General features: G+C 33.6%; 7 protein-coding genes. 4 read left to right on the top strand and 3 right to left on the bottom strand.

Annotated elements, in window-relative coordinates; genetic code table 11:
• On the top strand, nucleotides 1-224 hold a 224-nt coding region (locus IEU51_RS09225), incomplete at its 5' end, for an aldehyde dehydrogenase family protein (protein WP_188349301.1).
• A 74-nt stretch (nucleotides 225-298) separates the two neighbouring features.
• Here the strand turns inward: IEU51_RS09225 and IEU51_RS09220 are convergent.
• The 3 genes from IEU51_RS09220 to IEU51_RS09210 are packed head-to-tail and all read right to left on the bottom strand — an operon-like array spanning nucleotide 299 to nucleotide 1,461.
• Nucleotides 299-658 (bottom strand): hypothetical protein, encoded by a 360-nt coding sequence (locus IEU51_RS09220; protein WP_186086606.1) that lies wholly within the window; start codon nucleotides 656-658, stop codon nucleotides 299-301.
• Entirely contained in the window at nucleotides 648-995 is a 348-nt protein-coding gene (locus IEU51_RS09215) for a hypothetical protein (protein WP_188349303.1), read from the bottom strand. Before IEU51_RS09215 ends, IEU51_RS09220 begins: the two co-directional genes overlap by 11 nt.
• A complete protein-coding gene (locus tag IEU51_RS09210) occupies nucleotides 988-1,461 on the bottom strand; it encodes a hypothetical protein (RefSeq protein ID WP_186086604.1) in 474 nt (157 codons plus the stop codon). Before IEU51_RS09210 ends, IEU51_RS09215 begins: the two co-directional genes overlap by 8 nt.
• Before the next feature lie 316 nt (nucleotides 1,462-1,777).
• Between IEU51_RS09210 and IEU51_RS09205 the strand changes: the two genes are divergently transcribed.
• The 3 genes from IEU51_RS09205 to IEU51_RS09195 form a co-directional block, all read left to right on the top strand.
• A complete protein-coding gene (locus IEU51_RS09205) occupies nucleotides 1,778-2,032 on the top strand; it encodes a transposase (RefSeq protein WP_186086601.1) in 255 nt (84 codons plus the stop codon).
• A gap of 278 nt (nucleotides 2,033-2,310) precedes the next feature.
• Nucleotides 2,311-2,487 (top strand): hypothetical protein, encoded by a 177-nt coding sequence (locus tag IEU51_RS09200; RefSeq protein ID WP_186086598.1) that lies wholly within the window; start codon nucleotides 2,311-2,313, stop codon nucleotides 2,485-2,487.
• A partial coding sequence (locus IEU51_RS09195) for an aldehyde dehydrogenase family protein (RefSeq protein WP_188349302.1) occupies nucleotides 2,478-2,601 on the top strand: 124 nt, incomplete at its 3' end. The genes IEU51_RS09200 and IEU51_RS09195, both read left to right, overlap by 10 nt.

Genomic DNA, 2,601 nt, shown 5'->3' with positions numbered 1-2,601 from the left:
TTACGAAAGACATAGCACGTGGAGAGAAACTCGCAGTCGAAATGGAAAGTGGAATGACGCATGTGAACGAAATGCCAGCACTCGATATGCCGAACATCCCATTTGGAGGCGTGAAAAACAGTGGAATCGGAAGATTCGGGAGTCCGTATGTGGTGGACGAATTTACAGAGCTGAAGTGGGTATCTGTACAGAAAAAATCACTGCCCTATAATTGGTTGAAATAGAAATAAAACATAAAAACAACGACCCTAAAGCTTCTTTAAACAGAAGACCAAAGGGTCGTTTTTTGATTGAATTATTAATCGTTTAAATAAAGAGTGACATCATATAAAGCTTTAGTTTGAATAACAATCACTATGTTTCCATCAGTGAGTATATGGCTATCATTTAAGTTTCGATTATTGGTTATTAAAGACTCAATAATTTCGTCATGGGTTTCGATTAAGTAGTTATCGTTTGAACAATCAAAAGTAACGGTATAGCTACCTGTTGGTTCAAAGTAAATACTTTCTCTTAGACTCAAATCGAATTGAATTGTGAGTGTATCATTTGAAATATTTAAATGATTAAAAGAGGTTACATACCAAACATCGTTAATAGACATAAACATATTGGTTAACATGTTCGCTAAAAATTCCTGTTCAAATTTAATTCTCATTTGGGTTAACCTCCAGAATATGAGGGTGTACATTACTATAAATTTCAACAATCTCATGAGATGTTTTAAACCTGTATAATGTGGCTTTTGGAAATACATAATCTAATATTATTGAAGCATGATTGGTAACGTTTAACGTATCTTTATTGTATGAGTGAGAAATATAGTGACTATTATTCTTTTTAATAAAGGAGAGAGTGAATGTTTTCTCATCTTTTATAAGGGACAAAGTAGTGTGTTCGGTGATATTAGTATCATCTACATCAATGCTGAAAGTAAAGTCAGTAATCTGATCAACATAAACATCATTCTGGAAATCAAAGATAAAGTTACTCATAACGTATTTTGTCTACTCTCGTGTTATTTTTATGTGGAAAAGATAATGTAGGTACCGATCCAGATGTAGATTTAGGATAATAAGTTACAGTTTCCCCATTATATGTCTTAGTCAAAACTCCACTACTTCTAGATACAGTTTTACCAGGCATTGTATTAAAGTCATTTAGTGCTTGTCTACTACCACCGAGTCTAGAATAGTTATAAGTATTATATCTATTTTTACCGGTAAGTCTAGCGTAACTTCTAATAATCGTCCATCTTTCAAGGGAAGAACAACTAATGGTAATTAAATCAGGATCATCTATTGTTACCATTATATTATTACTATGATAACAGCTCGGTGGAGCATGTGAAATTATATCATCAACATTGTCGGTATTTGCTTCGGTAATAGGTGAAAAAATTGTTGAAATAACAAACAAAGCAGATAAGGATAACAAAAGCTTAAACGATGTAACTTTCAATTAATTACCTCTTCCTTAGTGGAAGCGTTTTCAATTATAATAGCATAGTCTTAGTTTAAAGTCTATTTTTTAAATAATTTAAAACCGTTTCGTCATTACAGATTATATAAGCACCATCTCATTATCTCTCATTTGGGTTAACCTCCAGAATTTGAGGGTGTACATTACTATAAATTTCAACAATCTCATGAGATGTTCTAAATCTGTATAATGTGCTTTTTTGGAAATACATAATCTAATATGAATCGTCTACACTTGATTGGACAACTCCCATGAGGGAGGTTACTGTTAAATCAATGAAAGTAGGCGTTTTTTTATGACAAGAACGAGAAGAACATTTACCCCTGAATTTAAACTACAAATGGTTCGATTATTTGAAAATGGTAAATCAAAATCTGAAATTGTACGGGAGTATGATCTCACAGCTTCAGCTTTAGATAAATGGGTTAAAAATCATCAGAACACAGGTTCATTTAATCATATTGACAATTTATCTGAAGAAGAGCGCGAACTCAGAAGACTTCGCAAAGACATTCAACAGTTAAAAATGGAAAACGAGATTCTAAAGTAAGCAGCGCTGATCATGGGACGAAAATAGAAGTCATTCGTAAGAATGCACACAAATATTCAGTGTCAGCAATGTGCAAAGTCCTGCAAATCTCTAGAAGTACCTATTATTTTGAAATGAATAATCAAAAAACCAACAAGCAGTGTGAGCGCGATAACGATATCAATGAAACGATTATTCAGGTATTTCATTCTAACTGAAAATGTTTTGGTACCTGAAGAATAAAAAGTGCGTTACATAAACTAGGTTTGACAGTCTCGAGAAGACGCATCGGTCGGGTCATGAAACAGAACAATCTGGTGTCAACCTATACTAACGCAAGCTATAGGTCCTATCCGTCGAAGTCGAACGAGAGTCTGATCACAAATGGTCTAGACCGAGATTTTAACAGAGCACAACCAATGGAAGTCATTGTCAGTGATTTAACATATGTAAAAGTAGCAGGAAAATGGTACTAGAAGGAGAACAAATTAAAAATGTAATTACGCCTTACATTTTCACAGATATCAAAAACGATAGTGAAATCGCGCAATCCGAACTCTTCTCACCAATCGCACTTATTATTAAAGCGG

This window comes from Phocicoccus schoeneichii (assembly GCF_014635565.1).
In the GTDB taxonomy this organism is placed as follows: domain Bacteria; phylum Bacillota; class Bacilli; order Staphylococcales; family Salinicoccaceae; genus Phocicoccus; species Phocicoccus schoeneichii.
This window is presented reverse-complemented; position numbering and strand designations above follow the sequence as displayed.

What these genes read in the sequence shown, in the direction of transcription:
- IEU51_RS09220 (WP_186086606.1), bottom strand. Translation starts at nt 658, where the DNA reads ATGAGAATTAAATTTGAACAGGAATTTTTAGCGAACATGTTAACCAAT.
- IEU51_RS09215 (WP_188349303.1), bottom strand. Translation starts at nt 995, where the DNA reads ATGAGTAACTTTATCTTTGATTTCCAGAATGATGTTTATGTTGATCAG.
- IEU51_RS09205 (WP_186086601.1), top strand. Translation starts at nt 1,778, where the DNA reads ATGACAAGAACGAGAAGAACATTTACCCCTGAATTTAAACTACAAATG.
- IEU51_RS09200 (WP_186086598.1), top strand. Translation starts at nt 2,311, where the DNA reads ATGAAACAGAACAATCTGGTGTCAACCTATACTAACGCAAGCTATAGG.